The following is a 13,506-nucleotide window of genomic DNA, read 5'->3' as shown; positions in this document are numbered from 1 at the left end:
CACAAGAAACCCGGGGCCGCAAGACAACACAAGGCCCCGAGCTCTTAGGCGCAACACCCTCCACCACAACACCCGCCTCCGCCCGACTTCGGCGCGGGGGCGGGCGCCGACGCCGTGCCGCCCACAGCCACCGTCGACAACAGCTTCACCGTGTCGTCATGCCCGGCAGGGCAGCTCGCGGGCGCGGAGGACTCCGCCATCGGCCGGCTCAGTTCGAACGTGTCGCCGCAGCTGCGGCAGCGGTACTCATAGCGAGGCATGCGCACAGATTAGCCCCGTCAGTGCGCGCCGCCCCGCTCCTCCCGTATCCGCGCGACCACCCCGGCCACCGTCTGCCGCACCGCCTCCGTCTCGGTCAGGAAGTGCCAGTAGTCCGGATGGCGCCCTTCCAGCGTGCCGACCGCCCGCTCCAGCCGCGCGACGGAGTCGTCCAGGGGCCGCGCGTGCCGCGGATCGGGCGTGTTCCGCCCCGCCATGGCCAGCCGCTGGGCGTCCCGGATGGCGAACCGCGTCCGGTCGATCTCCTGCTGGGGGTCCTTCTGCACGGCGTTCAGCCGGCGCAGTCGGTCACCGGCGGCGGAGACCGACTCGTCGGTGCTGTTCAGCAGCGCCCGGACCGTCGACAGCAGCGCGGTGGCGTCCGGCCAGCGCTGGGCGTCCCGCGCCGCCTGGGCCTCCTTCAGCTTCAGCTCGGCCTGCCGTACGTTCTCCGCGGCGCGGTCCGGGACGCCCTGCAGGTCCTGCCAGCAGGCCGCGGTGAACCGCCGCCGCAGCTCGCTCAGCACCGGCTCGACCTGCCCGGCACGGGTGGTGAGCGCCTGCGCACGCGTACGCAGCGAGACGAGGCGATGGTCGATCTCGGCGGCCTTCTCCGGCAGCCGCCCGGCCTCCACCCGGACCGCTTCCGCCTCCCGCGCGACCCGCTCGGCACGCTCCAGCGTCTGCGGGACGCCATGCTGCCCCGCGCCCTGGTTCAGCTTGGTCAGCTCGGGCGCGAGGGCGGCCAGCCGCGCTGCCAGATCGTCCGCCCTCAGCCCCGATCCCCGGACGGCATCCAGGGCGTTCGAGGCGGCCAGCAGGCCCTGCCGGGCGCGTTCGACGGCCGGGGCGAGGCGGGCCAGCTGGGTCTCGGCCTTGCCCAGCAGCGGCCCGAGCCCGTCCGCGAACCGGTCCAGCTCGCGCTTCACGTTGTCGAGCTCGTCCTTGGCCCTGGTCAGCTCGGTACGCGCGCGGGCGGCGGCCGAGGCCTCCAGACCGTCGTGGTCGAGGTCATGGGCGTCGACGGCCTGGATGTACTGGTGGCTGACCTCGTCGATGCGCCGCCCGAGCGCCTCGAAGTCGGTGATCGCGCGGCGCGCGGCGGGCGAGTCGTCGACGGCCGTGATCGTCTCGATCGAGATCCGCAGATCCCGCTGGGCGGTGTCCAGCTCGTAGAACGCGGCCGCCGCAGCATCCTTCGCGGCCTGCGCCTCGGCGCGCTGACTCTCGGCCCGCCCCCCGAACCACCGCCGGGTACCGCCACCGGCGAAGGCGGCGGGCAGAGAGAGGACGGCTACGAGAGGGAGGGCGGCCAGGGTGAGGGTGTCGCGCAGGGCGGAGCCCGCGGGGCGGCGCTGTGCGCGCGGCGCTGACGGCGAGTTCGGCTGCGGTGGTGTCGCCGTCACATCCCTCTCCCGTGCTGTGATTCACCCTGCCCGGTGTCATTCTCCCACCGGTTCAGGACGAACACACGGGCCGGTCAGTTCGCCGTTCGCACTGTGATTTTTCCGTCGCCGGTGCGCGCGGAGACCACATGGGGGCTGGTGTCGTCCCGGGGCACGGACACGTCGACCGCGCCGTCGCCGGTCTCGGTCGTCACGCGGTACGTGGCGCGCGGCAGCTCGACCGTCACGGAGCCGTCGCCGCTGCGGGTCTCCACCAGGTCCGGCACGGCGGCGAGTTCGAGGCGGACCGAGCCGTCACGGGTCTTCGCCGTCACCCGGCGCGAGGAGACATCGGAGACCCGCACCGAGCCGTCACCCGTCTCCAGGTCCAGCGGACCGCTGGAGTCGGTGACCTGCACGGACCCGTCCGCCGTACGAACGCTCAGCGCATCCCGGAACCCCCGCGCCCGCACGCTGCCGTCCCCGTCCTCGACCTTCACGGTGACGCCGCGCGGCACCTCGATGCGGTGCTTGGCCGAGCAGTCGGCGATCATGCCGGAGCACTTCTCCCGCAGCACCAGCCGGTCGTCCTTCATCGCCCAGGTCACCTCGGGGTCCGAACCGATCGCGACCGACCCCTGGAACCACCGGGTGACCTCGACGGTGCCCTCCTTGATCCCCTCGGCGGCGACGATCTCCAGCTCCGAGTCGTCGGAGTCGACGGTCAGCGTCCGTCCCGCCAGCGCGAAGGACCGGTGCTCGGGATCCTTGTCGTCCCCCGCGGAGGCCCCGCAGGCGGCGAGACCCGCGACGAGCACCACGACGACTCCGGCGACGGCGGCCGCCCGGGCGGCAACGGTACGGGCCATGACGAACTCCCCCTGAGACTTCACGAGACCTGCGATTCCCTGACCGTACGGACTTCGCGTCCGGCAGAGGATCCGGGCTGCTCCCGGATTCCTGGTGGGGATAACCCCCGATACGGGTTTGCGGGACATGGCCCCAGGCAAGGTAGGCTGTCGACTCGTTCTCGGGTGCGTAGCTCAGGGGTAGAGCGCCTGCCTTACAAGCAGGATGTCGGCGGTTCGAAACCGTCCGCGCCCACAGCAGCACAGGGCCCCGCCGTTCGCGGCGGGGCCCCGCGCGTCTCAGTTCTCCTTGTCTCGGCTCTCTTCCTCCGTGGGCGCCTCGTGGGCGTGCTTCAGCTTCATGCGGGCGTCGACCCGCTCCGCTCCGGCCAGCTGTGACCAGAAGCGGTGGCCGCTGACGAACACCGCGAGTTCGTGCTCGCGCCGTCGGAGCTTCTCCACCTCGGCCTGCTCGTCCTCCGTCCAGCCGGGGGAGGCGGGGCGCTCGACCTTGCGCCAGCCGTTGTCGTCACTGAATCCGTCCAGGGGTACGACCGACCAGGGCAGCCGCCTCAGCAGGGCCGACAGCTCGGCCCGGACCTGATGCAGCTCCTCCTGGCCGGCGAGGAGGTCACTCGGGAAGTCATAGGGCGTAGCCACGGCGCAATGCTACGCCTGTTCGAATTTGGGTGGCGAGGGTCTTCTGGGGGTTCATGCGAACGGGTGGGCGGGAGGCTTACAAAGGGCTTCGAAACATTCGAAGTGATTGATCGAGTTGGGCTCACGGCAGGTATGCAGCCCTGCGTCCGACGTTGGCCTGAATCGATCGGCATGTCGTTTTGCCTGCGGAAACCTGCCGCGCATCGAGAACAACGATCAACGAACGTTTCGAAGCGTTTGCCGAAAGTGTTGACGCTTGTCAGGGGCAGACCAACACTGACGGCCATGACTCACACACCCGCACATCCGACGCGCCGCAGCGTCTGCGGCCTTCTGCTGGCCACCGGGGCCACGCTGGCCCTGCCCGGCACCGCCGAGGCGGCCACGGTCATCACGACGAACCGGACCGGATTCGACAACGGGTACTACTACTCGTTCTGGACGGACAGTCAGGGCACGGTCTCCATGACCCTGAACTCCGGCGGCAACTACAGCACCTCATGGCGCAACACCGGCAACTTCGTGGCCGGCAAGGGCTGGAGCAACGGCGCGCGCAGGACCGTGAACTACTCGGGGAGCTTCAACCCGTCCGGCAACGCCTACCTGGCGCTGTACGGCTGGACGTCCAACCCGCTCGTCGAGTACTACATCGTCGACAACTGGGGCACCTACCGGCCCACGGGACAGTACCGGGGCACGGTGGGCAGCGACGGTGGCACGTACGACATCTACAAGACCACCCGCTACAACGCCCCGTCCGTCGAAGGCGTCCGCACCTTCGACCAGTACTGGAGCGTCCGGCAGTCGAGGCGCACCGGCGGCTCCATCACCACCGGCAACCACTTCGACGCCTGGGGCCGGGCCGGCATGCGGCTGGGCAGCTTCAACTACTACATGATCCTCGCCACCGAGGGTTACCAGAGCAGCGGCAACTCCAACGTCACGGTGTGGTAGCCGTGACCCGGCTCAGGTCCGGTCTCCCGCTGCTGGCCGCCGCCGCACTGGTGGCCACGGCTGCCGTGACCGGCCCCGCCGCCCCGGCGCAGGCCGCCGCCTGCAACGGGTACGTCGGGCTGACGTTCGACGACGGCCCGTCCGGGAACACCTCCGCGCTGCTGAACGCGCTTCGGCAGAACGGGCTGCGGGCGACGATGTTCAACACCGGCCAGAACGCCGCCGCCAACCCGGCCCAGGTCAGGGCACAGGTCGCCGCCGGCATGTGGGTGGGCAACCACAGCTACACCCACCCACATCTGACCCAGCAGAGCCGGGCGGTGATCGACTCGGAGATCTTCCGCACCCAGCAGGCCGTCGCGGGCGCGGGCGGCGGTACGCCGAAGCTGTTCCGGCCGCCGTACGGCGAGACCAACGCGACGGTGCGGGCGGTCGAGGCCAAGTACGGCCTGACCGAGATCCTCTGGAACGTCGACTCGCAGGACTGGAACGGCGCGAGCACCGACGCGATCGTCCAGGCCGCCGGCCGGCTCACCAACGGCCAGGTCATCCTCATGCACGACTGGCCCGCCAACACCCTCGCCGCGGTCCCGCGGATCGCGCAGGTGCTGGCCGCCAAGGGGCTGTGTTCCGGCATGATCTCTCCGCAGAGCGGCCGTGCGGTGGCTCCCTAGCCCGTGGGAATCACCGCACCGACGGCGCGGCAGTCACCGGCTGCCGCGCCGTCGGTCATGGCGGACCGGCCGCGAGCGGGTGGAGACTTGGAGGCATGTGCCGCAGCATCAAGACACTCCGTCCGCCTGTGTTGCCCGAAGAGGCGACAGAGGAAGAGATCCGGGCCGCCGCCCTCCAGTACGTGCGCAAGGTCTCCGGCTTCCGGGCCCCGGCCGCGCACAACCAGGAGGTCTTCGACCGCGCCGTGGACGCGATCGCCGAGGCTACGGGCGAGTTGCTCGCCGGGTTGGAGGTGCGGGGGGTCGGGGCGGCTCGTAAGGCCGGGTAGCGCTGGGTCGGACGATGCGTGCCCGGCGGGGGCCGATGTGGACGTAGGGACGCTCGCCCGCGCTGGCGGGGTGCCGCCTGCGGGTGGACCAACCGACGGTGCCGCAGCCGACCCAGGGGCGCGGGGCCGAGTCGATATGCGGCTCCGCCGCGTGGGCGCGACCAGCCACCCACCACCCGCAGTCGCCGACGAACCGGAACGCCCGACCTCCTAGGCGACCGGCCGCCCCCCGGCAGGGCTGCGCCGCATCAGATACGTCGCCACTGCCCCCGCCCCGACCAGCGCCGCCACCGACACCCCCGTCGCCAGCCACGTCGCCCCAAGCCACTGGGCGCCGAAATAGCCGAGGGCCACGCTGTAGACGGCCCAGGTGAGGCCCGCGAGGGCGGACCAGGGGAGGAAGTCGCGAGCGCTGCGGTGCGTCGCGCCGGCGCCCAGGGAGACCACCGAGCGGCCCGCGGGGGCGAAGCGGGCCAGTACCACCAGGGCGCCGCCGCCCCGGGCGAGGGCCGCGCCGAGACGTTCCTGCGCTGCTGTCAGACGGCGGGAGCGGGCGATCGCACGGTCCAGTCGGGCGCCGCCGCGCCAGGCGAGGCGGTAGGCGACGAGGTCGCCGAGAACGGAGGCCGTCGCGGCGCAGAGCGTGAGGGCGAGGATGTCCGGGACCTCGCCGGGGACACGACCGGTCGCGGCCCCCGATCCCGCGGCCGCCGCCGTCGCCGCCATGATCACCAGGACACCGCTGGGCAGGACCGGCAGGAACACGTCCAGCAGGATCGACGCTCCCACCACGACGTAGATCCATGGGCTCGCCGTCAGCGAACCCACATCCTCGAAACCCTCGAGCACCGCAAACTCCCCGTTGTCCCCCGTGGCCGGACCACCGTGCCGCGATGTCGCGGGGGAGCGGCAGGGGCGGCCTATGACAGCCATACAGCGTACGCGTGGGGTGGGACAGGAGATTCATCGGGGCTCATGTGTTCGGCACAGCATGTTCACCGGGCCGCCGTGAGACCGGCACGGCGCCCGCACCGCGTGGGACACGCGGGTACGGGCGCCGTCGTACGGGTCAGGTCACCTTCCTGCCGTGGCCCGAGCCGCAGGCGTCAGGCCGCAACCGGCGTCTGGTCGGCCGCCGCCCCGCTCTGCGCGCCGGAGCGCTTGGCGAACAGCCGGTCGAGGCCGAACGCGCCGGAGCCGGTGAAGATCAGCAGGAACATGGCCCAGCAGTACATGGCGGCGCCTTCGCCGCTGTTCTCGATGGGCCACAGCGCCTGCGGCTGGTGCACCTTGAAGTACGCGTACGCCATGGCGCCGGAGGATATGAACGCCGCGGCGCGGGTGCCGAGGCCGAGCAGGACGAGGCTGCCGCCGACGAGTTCGATCACGGCGGCGTACCAGCCGGGCCATGTGCCGGCTTGCACGGTCTGGCCTCCGAAGGCGCCGAAGAGCGAGCTGGCGCCGTGGCAGGCGAAGAGCAGACCTACCACGACCCGGAACAGTCCGATGGCATACGGCTGGGCGCTGTCAAGGCGTCCGGTCATGTGGGGGACTCCCTCGGTCTGAGGTTGTGCCGGTCCCTGTCGGGAACGGCGTGGGGACGGGTACTGAGCGGTAGCCCCACCGTAGGAAGCCCTGGTCAACACTTGCAAGTTCAACATTCGGCCAACGCTTCGCCTCGGAATCCCCTCCCGTCCCGCACACAACCGCACGTAGCGCCGCCCGAGCCACCGCATCCGCGTCCGAAAGTGTGACCGAATCCACCCCCGGGCGCGCCCCCGCCGCCGTCACCCAGTGCACTCCCTCCGTGGGCACCCCGAACGCGAACCGCCTTGCGTGCGCCCGGCCCTGACGGTCGATCAGACGGTACGGCCGCTGTGTCACGTCCAGCCCACCGGTTTCGTAACCGTCGACGGTGTGCGGGCGGCACTGCCCGGTCTTCAGCAGTCGGGCCAGCAGCTCGTCGGCGCTGCGGCGCAGGTCCGGTTCCGGCAGCCGCGCCTCGATCAGAGCCGTCGCCCGGACCGCCGAACCCGGCACCTCGGGGGAGTGTGCCACCCAGGCCCCCGCCTCCTCCCGCACCTCCAGCCGGGGTCCGAGCACCTCCACCACACCCGCCTCCATCAGGGCCACCAGCTCCTCCACGCGGCGCCGGGGCGGGCCGATGGACAGGAAGGCGTTGAGCGGGGTGTACCAGCGGTCCAGGTGGTCCCGGCGGGAGACGCCGGCGATGCCACCGTGGTCGACGGTCAGCCGCACCTCGTTGCGCAGGTCGCGCAGCACGTCGAGGGCCGACTTCAGCGGGCCGTCCACATTGCCCCGGGCGGCCTGTGCGGCGTCCTCGCGCAGATACGCCAGCAGCCAGTCGCGCCACTGCCCGGGATCCGCGAAGTCCTGTCCCGTATACGGCCGCGAGACCCGGTCCCAGCTCCAGCGCCCGCCTTCCGGGACGCCGAACTCGTCCAGCAGGAGGGCCTCTTGGGGATCGCGGTGGGGGACGGCGAGGAAGCGCTCGGTGAACTCCGCCCGCCGAGTCCCCGTCACCGGAGTCCTCGCTCGCCGGGCCCCCGACCTCCGATCTCCCGCTTCCCCCATCAGTGCCGCGTAGTACACCGTCTCCACCTCCTTCGCCACCAGCGGCCATATCTCCGTGAGGAAGTCCGGCGCCTCGCCCGAGTCGGCCCGCTTGCGGAAACCGGCGATCACCGCGGGCGTCAGGACGAGCGGGAGATGGCGGCCGTACGGCCCCTTCGCGTTGTCACCGCGCGCCTGGTACGGGATGCCGCGCCGCGAACCGGCGTACAGCCGCGGCTCGTTGCCGGACGGGATGTAGCGGAGCTCCCCGCCGGCGCGTACGAAGCGGCCGCCGCGGCCCGTCGTCAACAAGGCCATGTGGTCGAAGAAGTTGAGGCCCAGGCCGCGCAACAGCACCGGTTCGCCGGGGAGTACGGCGGAGAGGTCGACGTCGGCCGGGTTCGCGGGCGGCACGTACCGCAGACCGCCCCGCTCGGCGTACGCGGCGAGGCGGCGCTGTGTCGTGTCGGCGGCCGTCGGCAGGTGCCCCTGCGTCAGGACGACGGCGGACAGGCCGGGCAGGGTGCGGCCGTCGTCGAGGGTGAGGACCTGGTGGCCGTCGGGCGCCTCGTCGAGCCGTACCGCGCGGGCCGCGTGCGTCTCGACCCGTACCGAGGGCGGCGCCTCGCGCACGACCTTCGCGAACACCCACTCCAGGTACCGGCCGTAGTGGGCGCGGGTCGGATACTCGTCCGGGCCGAGCGCGCCCCCCGCCCAGTCGTACAGGCTGGGACCCGGCCGGACCGGGCCCGAGCAGTCCACGCTGTCGTCGGTGAACAACGTGACCTGCGAGGCCACCGTGTTCATCAGCAGCTCGGGCGACTGCGCGGTCCGCCACACGCGCCCGGGACCGGGCGGCGCCGGGTCGATCACATGGACCCTGAGGCGCGCCCCGGGCGGGAGGAGTTCGCCGGCGGAGGCACAGAGGCGCTCCAGGACGCTGGTGCCACGGGGGCCCGCGCCGACCAGGGCGACGGAGACCGTGGGGGACTCCGGGGTCGGTGCGGAGATCGGTGCAGTCAAAGGGGGGACTCCCGGGCGTGGGGGGCGCGGCGGAGCGAACCGCCGGTCGGAAGCGGACGGTCCGGCTCATCATGCCGTCGCCGACGAGGTGACGCTGTCCCGGGGGTCGGTGAGTGTGGGATGCATCACGAGCATCATGTGTCACGCCGGTCGCAAGCGGTCGGAACGGTTTGAATACGGGGCGAGTTCGCAGCCACGTACGACCCGCAGCCGCCGATGAACCGAACATCCCGAGCTCTCAAGCGCAACGGCGCCCAACTCACGGCGTGAGTTCCGACTCCGCCACCACCCGAAGCCGCGCAGCGCCTCCCCGCTCCTCCCGGGCCTGCTCCAACCGCAGTCGCGCCGAACGCCCCCTCATCGTCAGGGTCATCAACTGGTTCCCGAACCACGGCCCGCCCGTCCGACGCCAGTCGACCGATGGCCGTGGACACCCCCCGTGCCCCGCGAACCGCCGCCCGAGCACCCGGGCGAACGCGCTCCATCCGAAGCGGAACCCGAGCCGGATCGCGAGAGGGATGGCGTTGTGGACGGGGGAGCAGGTCAGCTGGAAGACCCGGGCGTCGGGCCCCTGACCCGCCGGCCAGCTCGGCTCGGCGACATACGCGTGATGCACGTCCCCCGACAGCACGCACACCGTCGCCGGCGCCCCAGCCCCCGACCCGGCCTCGGCGATCAGCGCCGCCAGCGCGTCGAAGGACGCCGGGAACGCCGCCCAGTGCTCCAGATCGGCCCGCCGCCGCAGATCCTCCCCGAACCGCGCCCAGCGCTCCCCGCGCTCGCCCCGGCACAGGGCGGCGTTCCACGCCTCGGCGTCGTGCACCAGGTGCGGCAGCAGCCACGGCAGGGACGTACCGATGAGGAGGTGGTCGTACGCACCCCGCGCGTCCAGCGCCTGCTCGCGCAGCCACCGCGCCTCATCCGGATGGAGCATGGAGCGCGCGTCCTCGTCGAGCACCCGGGCCGCCCGCGTGTCCACCATCAGCAGGCGTACGCGGCCGAAGTCGCGCCGGTAGCTCCAGCGCACGGAGGACGGATCGGCGTCGGCGCGGCAGGCGAAGTCGCGCAACAGGTCGGTGCCGTCCGGGACTTCGCGTACGGCGGCGTAGAGGGGGTCGGCGGCCAGCTCGTCCGGCGACAGGTTTCCCAGGTACTGGTGCACCCAGTACGACATCAGTCCGCTCAGCAGCCGCTCCCGCCACCACGAGGTGGCGCGCATGTCGGCGAGCCAGGCGGCGGAGGTGTTCCAGTCGTCGATGACGTCGTGGTCGTCGAAGATCATGCAGCTGGGCACGGTGGACAGCAGCCAGCGCACCTCGGGGTCGAGCCACGACTCGTAGTACAGCCGGGTGTACTCCTCGTAGTCGGCGACCTCGCTGCCCGGCGGGTCGCTCAGATCGCGCCGGGCGGCCAGCCATCGCCGGGTCGCCCTGGAGGTCTCGTCGGCGTACACCTGGTCGCCCAGCAGCACCAGCACATCCGGCCGCTCGGCCTCCGGATCGGCCGCGATCCGCGCGGCGAGTGTGTCCAGGGCGTCCGGGCCGACCGGGTCCTTCTCGTCGGCGGGCGGGGCGGCCCAGCGGCAGGAGCCGAAGGCGAGGCGGACGGGATCGCCGTCGGCGGGGGTGCGGATGACGGAGGAGGGGAAACGGGACTCGGGCAGCGGCCAGACGCGGGTGCCGTCGAGGAAGACCTCGTACGCCTGTGACGTCCCCGGAACCAGGCCGGTCACCGGCACCAGGGCGTAGTGATGCCCGGCGATCTGGAAGGTGCGGGCCTCGCCCCCGGAACCGTCCGCGCGGCGCACCTCGGCGGTGCACGGACGGCTCGCCTCGACCCAGACGGTCGCGGACGAGCCGTCGGCGTACCTCAGCAGTGGTCCCAGGCGCAGTTCGGCCACGTGATCGCCCCTCTCCGTCGCCCCGTACGGTACGGAACGACGGAGGTCGGCGGGGAGGTTCCGCGGGTCACGGTTCGATCAGCAACTGGCCAGGTAGTTCGTCAGCGCGGACTTCTCCGCCGAGTCGACCGAGAGGCCGTAGTAGTACTTCACCTGGACCCAGGCGCGCACATAGGTGCAGCGGTAGGCGGTGCGCGAGGGCATCCAGGTGGCCGGGTCCTGGTCGCCCTTGGCCTGGTTGACGTTGTCGGTGACGGCGATCAGCTGCGGGCGGGTCAGGTCGTTGGCGAAGGCCTGGCGGCGCGAGGTGGTCCAGCTGTCGGCGCCGGAGTCCCAGGCCTCGGCCAGCGGCACGAGGTGGTCGATGTCGAGGTCGGAGGCGGCGGTCCAGGTGGCGCCGTCGTACGGGGAGTACCAGCTGCCGCTGACGGCGGCGCAGGAGGAGTCCTGGACGACGTTCGTGCCGTCGCGCTTGAGGACGACCTCGCGGGTGTTGCAGGTGCCGGACTGGGTGATCCAGTGCGGGAAGAGGTCGCGGTCGTAGCCGGTGCGGTCCTCGGTGGCCACGGTGAGCGAGGCGAGGTAGGTGCGGGCGGTGGCGGCGCTGACGGGAGTCGGGAGGGCGGCGGAGGCGGTCGGGCCGTTGAAAAGTCCGACGGAGGCAATGACGCCGGTCAGCGCCGCGAGTATGCTGACGCGTCGACGCGCGTAGAACTTCGACATGCGAACTCCCTTGGGGGGTGGGGGTGTTGGCGTGCGGGCGAGGGAATGCTCGCGGCGCCGCATTGCGGGGAGGTGTGCGTTCGGTTAGAAACTAATGACGCGTACATGACACGGCAAGGTTTACGGCGAAACGATCACGTACGATGGTCGGAGTTGAAGGGGAGTAGCTCTTCGCCGGACCGTCGACATACTGCTCAGCTCGTCTGAGCCGGCGCCCGGAGGCAGGCCTCGATCGAGGGGCCGGCCGGCGAGACCTTCGGCAAGCAGTGCACTGACTCTGTGCTGCCGTGCCGAGGTGTCTTCGCAGGATGTACAGCACTCTCGGTGGGGCAGCCCCGACCGATTGAGGAACCTTGATCAGCCTTACCGTGACGGCGGTCGTCTTCGGCGTCGTCTTCCTCGCCGAACTGCCCGACAAGACCGCGCTCGCCGGGCTCGTCCTCGGTACGCGCTACCGCGCCTCCTACGTCTTCGCCGGTGTCGCCGCCGCGTTCGCGCTGCATGTCGCCCTGGCCGTGGCGGCCGGCAGTGTGCTGACCCTGCTGCCGCAGCAGATCGTGCAGGCGCTCACCGGTGTGCTCTTCCTGGGTGGTGCCGCCGTGCTCCTCATGAAGAAGGACGAGGGCGAGGAGGAGATCCGCAAGCCGGAGAACCAGTCCTTCTGGAAGGTGTCCGGGGCCGGGTTCATGCTCATCCTCGTCGCCGAGTTCGGGGATCTGACGCAGATCATGACGGCGAATCTCGCGGCGCGGTACGACGATCCGCTGTCGGTCGGCATCGGTGCGGTGCTGGCGCTGTGGTCGGTCGCGGCGATCGGGATCCTCGGCGGGAAGGCGCTGATGCGGCGGGTGCCGTTGCGGTTGATCACCAAGGTGGCGGCGCTGGTGATGCTGGGGCTGGGGGTGTGGAGCCTGTGGGAGGCCGTCGTCGGCTGAACTGTCGGTGAACGGTTTCTGTAGGTGGTGGCGCGATCGGGGCTCGGTTTTGTACCGTGGAGGAACAAAGTGGCTCCCGCCCGTTTTCCCTGACCGGCGGGCGGGACCACCTTGTCCCTCCGGGGGCCACCCGTGTGTCCCCGTGCCCCTCGCCTTGGAGCTGCCGATGCCGGCCACCACCGTGCCTTCCGTGCCTTCCGTGCTCACCGCCCGCGCCCTCCTGCTCGACATGGACGGCACGCTCGTCGACTCGGACGCCGTGGTGGAACGGATCTGGCGTCGCTGGGCCGAGCAGCACGGGCTGGACGGCGACGAGGTGATGAAGGTCGTGCACGGGCGGCAGGGGCACGCCTCGATGGCCCTGTTGCTGCCCGACCGGCCGATGGAGCAGAACCACGCCGACAACGCGCGCCTGCTCGCCGAGGAGACGGCGGATGTGCAGGGCGTGGTGCCGATCGCGGGGGCGCCGGAGTTTCTGGCCTCGCTGCGGGGGTTGCCGCATGCGCTGGTGACGTCGGCGGATGCGGCGCTCGCGGCGGCGCGGATGGCTGCCGCCGGGCTGGGGATGCCTGAGGTGCGGGTGACCGCGGAGTCGGTGGGTGCCAGCAAGCCGGATCCCGAGGGGTTCTTGAAGGGGGCGGCCGAGTTGGGGGTCGCGCCGGAGGACTGTGTGGTGTTCGAGGACTCCGGGGCGGGGATTCAGGCTGGGCTGGCGGCTGGGATGCGGGTCGTCGGGGTCGGGCCGCGGGCCGGGTTCCATGGGCCGGATGTAGTGGTCGGGGACCTGCGAGGGGTGCGGGTCGAGGCTGTGGGGGACGGGTCGATGCGGGTGTACGTCGGGTAGACGCGGGTTCGGTCGACGCGTGCCCGGCGCTGAAGCTGAGACCGGGTCGGGACGCCCGCCCGAGCGGGGAAGCCGGGCAGCCGACCGGCGCTGCAACGCCCTTCAGGGGCGCGGGGAACTGCGCGACCGGCCACGCACGACCCGCAGCCGCCGACGAACCGGCAGTCGCGAGCTCCTGGGCGACCGGCCGCCTCCGGCTGGCGGCGCGGCCCGGAGGGCTGAGCGGCGGGGGAGTGGGGCAGGCGACCGGCGCTGCAACGCCCTTCAGGGGCGCGGGGAACTGCGCGACCGGCCACGCACGCCCCGCAGCCGCCGACGAACCGGCAGTCGCGAGCTCCTGGGCGACCGGCCGCCTCCGGCTGGCGGCGCGGCCCGGAGGGCTGAGCGGCGGGGGAGTGG

The 13,506-nt window shown here is 71.8% G+C and carries 14 protein-coding genes and 1 tRNA gene; 6 read left to right on the top strand and 9 right to left on the bottom strand.

Annotated elements, in window-relative coordinates; genetic code table 11:
- Positions 1 to 44: 44 nt before the first annotated feature.
- The 3 genes from ACIBU0_RS15770 to ACIBU0_RS15760 all read right to left on the bottom strand — a co-directional run bounded on the left by ACIBU0_RS15770 (position 45) and on the right by ACIBU0_RS15760 (position 2,512).
- Positions 45 to 260, bottom strand: coding sequence for a zinc ribbon domain-containing protein (locus ACIBU0_RS15770; protein ID WP_398817622.1), 216 nt, complete (start codon positions 258 to 260; stop codon positions 45 to 47).
- Positions 261 to 278: 18 nt separating this feature from the next.
- Positions 279 to 1,664 carry a hypothetical protein gene (locus ACIBU0_RS15765; RefSeq protein ID WP_398817619.1) on the bottom strand — a complete coding sequence of 462 codons (1,386 nt, stop codon included), beginning with the start codon at positions 1,662 to 1,664 and terminating at the stop codon, positions 279 to 281.
- A 74-nt stretch (positions 1,665 to 1,738) separates the two neighbouring features.
- On the bottom strand, positions 1,739 to 2,512 hold the full coding sequence (locus tag ACIBU0_RS15760) for a DUF4097 family beta strand repeat-containing protein (protein WP_398817616.1): 774 nt from the start codon (positions 2,510 to 2,512) through the stop codon (positions 1,739 to 1,741).
- A gap of 163 nt (positions 2,513 to 2,675) precedes the next feature.
- Between ACIBU0_RS15760 and ACIBU0_RS15755 the strand changes: the two genes are divergently transcribed.
- Positions 2,676 to 2,747 (top strand) — tRNA-Val (locus tag ACIBU0_RS15755).
- A gap of 44 nt (positions 2,748 to 2,791) precedes the next feature.
- Here the strand turns inward: ACIBU0_RS15755 and ACIBU0_RS15750 are convergent.
- Complete coding sequence (locus tag ACIBU0_RS15750; RefSeq protein ID WP_398817613.1) at positions 2,792 to 3,151, bottom strand: hypothetical protein; 360 nt, start codon at positions 3,149 to 3,151, stop codon at positions 2,792 to 2,794.
- A gap of 285 nt (positions 3,152 to 3,436) precedes the next feature.
- Here ACIBU0_RS15750 and ACIBU0_RS15745 point away from each other — a divergent pair, with 285 nt between their 5' ends.
- The 3 genes from ACIBU0_RS15745 (at position 3,437) to ACIBU0_RS15735 (ending at position 5,108) form a co-directional block, all read left to right on the top strand.
- Complete coding sequence (locus tag ACIBU0_RS15745) at positions 3,437 to 4,105, top strand: glycoside hydrolase family 11 protein (protein WP_398817610.1); 669 nt, start codon at positions 3,437 to 3,439, stop codon at positions 4,103 to 4,105.
- A gap of 2 nt (positions 4,106 to 4,107) precedes the next feature.
- On the top strand, positions 4,108 to 4,779 hold the full coding sequence (locus tag ACIBU0_RS15740; protein ID WP_398817606.1) for a polysaccharide deacetylase family protein: 672 nt from the start codon (positions 4,108 to 4,110) through the stop codon (positions 4,777 to 4,779).
- 95 nt (positions 4,780 to 4,874) lie between these two features.
- A complete protein-coding gene (locus tag ACIBU0_RS15735) occupies positions 4,875 to 5,108 on the top strand; it encodes a DUF2277 domain-containing protein (RefSeq protein ID WP_398817603.1) in 234 nt (77 codons plus the stop codon).
- A 210-nt stretch (positions 5,109 to 5,318) separates the two neighbouring features.
- Here the strand turns inward: ACIBU0_RS15735 and ACIBU0_RS15730 are convergent, their stop codons facing one another.
- The 5 genes from ACIBU0_RS15730 to ACIBU0_RS15710 form a co-directional block, all read right to left on the bottom strand.
- Complete coding sequence (locus ACIBU0_RS15730; protein WP_398817600.1) at positions 5,319 to 5,957, bottom strand: DedA family protein; 639 nt, start codon at positions 5,955 to 5,957, stop codon at positions 5,319 to 5,321.
- A 257-nt stretch (positions 5,958 to 6,214) separates the two neighbouring features.
- Complete coding sequence (locus ACIBU0_RS15725; protein ID WP_398817598.1) at positions 6,215 to 6,652, bottom strand: DoxX family protein; 438 nt, start codon at positions 6,650 to 6,652, stop codon at positions 6,215 to 6,217.
- Positions 6,636 to 8,705 carry an FAD/NAD(P)-binding protein gene (locus tag ACIBU0_RS15720; RefSeq protein WP_398817596.1) on the bottom strand — a complete coding sequence of 690 codons (2,070 nt, stop codon included), beginning with the start codon at positions 8,703 to 8,705 and terminating at the stop codon, positions 6,636 to 6,638. The genes ACIBU0_RS15725 and ACIBU0_RS15720 overlap by 17 nt, the downstream gene beginning before the upstream one ends.
- A 259-nt stretch (positions 8,706 to 8,964) precedes the next feature.
- Complete coding sequence (locus tag ACIBU0_RS15715; RefSeq protein WP_398817593.1) at positions 8,965 to 10,605, bottom strand: alkaline phosphatase D family protein; 1,641 nt, start codon at positions 10,603 to 10,605, stop codon at positions 8,965 to 8,967.
- Between the two features lie 78 nt (positions 10,606 to 10,683).
- On the bottom strand, positions 10,684 to 11,328 hold the full coding sequence (locus ACIBU0_RS15710; RefSeq protein ID WP_398817590.1) for an HNH endonuclease family protein: 645 nt from the start codon (positions 11,326 to 11,328) through the stop codon (positions 10,684 to 10,686).
- Between the two features lie 353 nt (positions 11,329 to 11,681).
- Between ACIBU0_RS15710 and ACIBU0_RS15705 the strand changes: the two genes are divergently transcribed.
- Positions 11,682 to 12,263 carry a TMEM165/GDT1 family protein gene (locus ACIBU0_RS15705; protein WP_398817587.1) on the top strand — a complete coding sequence of 194 codons (582 nt, stop codon included), beginning with the start codon at positions 11,682 to 11,684 and terminating at the stop codon, positions 12,261 to 12,263.
- 166 nt (positions 12,264 to 12,429) lie between these two features.
- On the top strand, positions 12,430 to 13,107 hold the full coding sequence (locus ACIBU0_RS15700; RefSeq protein ID WP_398817584.1) for an HAD-IA family hydrolase: 678 nt from the start codon (positions 12,430 to 12,432) through the stop codon (positions 13,105 to 13,107).
- The last annotated feature ends 399 nt before the right edge of the window (positions 13,108 to 13,506 follow it).

This window comes from Streptomyces sp. NPDC049627, from assembly GCF_044465645.1.
Taxonomy (GTDB): Bacteria; Actinomycetota; Actinomycetes; order Streptomycetales; family Streptomycetaceae; genus Streptomyces.
This window is presented reverse-complemented; position numbering and strand designations above follow the sequence as displayed.